Here is a 1,538-nt window from a genome sequence, read left to right on the forward strand (position 1 = left end):
CTCCGGCGCAGCGGCCGGCGTTCGGCTGGCGGCGGCCTCGGGCTGGTCGGCGGTTGCGGTGAGCATGTCCAGCACGACCGGCAGCTGCACCGCCTTGCCGTCGCGAATGACGGTGACCTGCGCGCGTGACTTGGGCGGCAGCGCACCGATGAGCGGCGGCAGATCGGCGGAATCGTTGACCGGACGGCCATTAACCGCCTGGATGACGTCGCCGCGCTGCACGCCCGCGCGTGCGGCTGCGCTGTTGGGCAGCACGTCGGCGACCAGCGCCCCGCTTGCGTTCGGCAGCCCGAGCGCATGCGCCGCGGTCGCGGTGAGTTCCTGAACCTGCACGCCGAGCTGGCCGCGCGCGACGTGCCCGGTCGTCTTGAGCTGCTGCATCACCGAGACCGCGAGGTCGATCGGGATCGCGAAGCTCACGCCCTGGTAGCCGCCCGAACTCGAGAAGATCTGCGAGTTGATACCGACGACCTCGCCCCTCGTATTCAGCAGCGGGCCGCCGGAGTTGCCGCGATTGATCGCGACGTCGGTCTGGATGAAGGGCACGTACTGCTGCTCGGAATACGGATTCGCTCGCCCCACCGCGCTGACGATGCCCGCCGTGACGGAATGGTCGAGCCCGAACGGCGAGCCGATCGCCACCACCCACTGCCCGGCCTTCGCCGTCTCGGTGGCGGTGCGCAACGCCGGCAGCCCGTGCCCTTCGATCTTGAGCAGCGCGACATCGGACTGCTCGTCGCTGCCGATCAGCCTGGCCTTGAACTCGCGACGGTCCGACAGCCGCACGGTGATCGAGCTGGCGCCGTCGACCACGTGGTGGTTGGTCAGGATGTAGCCGTCGTCCGACACCATGAAACCCGTGCCGAGCGAGATGCCCTTGAGGCTGTTGTCGGGGCGCTGCGGCTGGCGCGCGCCACCGGGAACCTGCGCATCGTCGCCAAAGAATCGCTTGAAGAACTCGGGGACGTCCTCCTCGTTCGCGACCTGACGGCTGCCACCGCGGATCTCGGCACTGACGTTGACGACGGCCGGCCCGACCTGCTGCACGAGGTGCGTGAAGTCCGGCAACCCGGACACCATCTGCTCGGCCGGCGGCGCCGTCGAAGGGACCGGCAACGAGGCGGCGGCCGAGGGCGCCTGCGCGGTGCACGCCGGCGGCAGCGCGAGTGCGATTGCAGCGACAACGGCGAGCGCGGGGAGGGGTCGGTTCATTCAATCAACCTCGATGGGCGTTGGAGGGCAGGCGCCTGGCGCCGGCCGGCTCGGGGGATCAGGGTGCTTCGGCCTGCGCGTCATCGTTCGCGCGCGTCCGCGGCTCGAACGGATAGAACGAAGGCGTCGAGCCGCCACTGTCGGCCGTAGCGCCGTAACTCGCGGTCAAGGTCGCGGGGGCCGACACGGCCGAACGCGGCCACGGACGGGTCGCCAGCGGGCCGGCCGCACGCACGTGGAAGGGATTGGTCGCGTCCGGCGGGACGAAGGTCGAGGCCGCCAGCGCTTCGCCCGGCGCCGTCGACGGACTTGAAGCCCGGCCCGGG

Annotated in this window: 1 protein-coding gene and 1 pseudogene; both read right to left on the bottom strand. The window is 70.8% G+C overall.

Annotation, left to right across the window (positions count from 1 at the left end; genetic code table 11):
* On the bottom strand, positions 1-1,212 hold a 1,212-nt coding region (locus FW784_RS13970; RefSeq protein WP_149353929.1), incomplete at its 3' end, for a Do family serine endopeptidase.
* A 58-nt stretch (positions 1,213-1,270) separates the two neighbouring features.
* Positions 1,271-1,538, bottom strand: a pseudogene (locus tag FW784_RS14700) (hypothetical protein); the annotation flags it as partial.

It is taken from the genome of Cognatilysobacter lacus (assembly GCF_008274655.1).
Taxonomy (GTDB): domain Bacteria; phylum Pseudomonadota; class Gammaproteobacteria; order Xanthomonadales; family Xanthomonadaceae; genus Cognatilysobacter; species Cognatilysobacter lacus.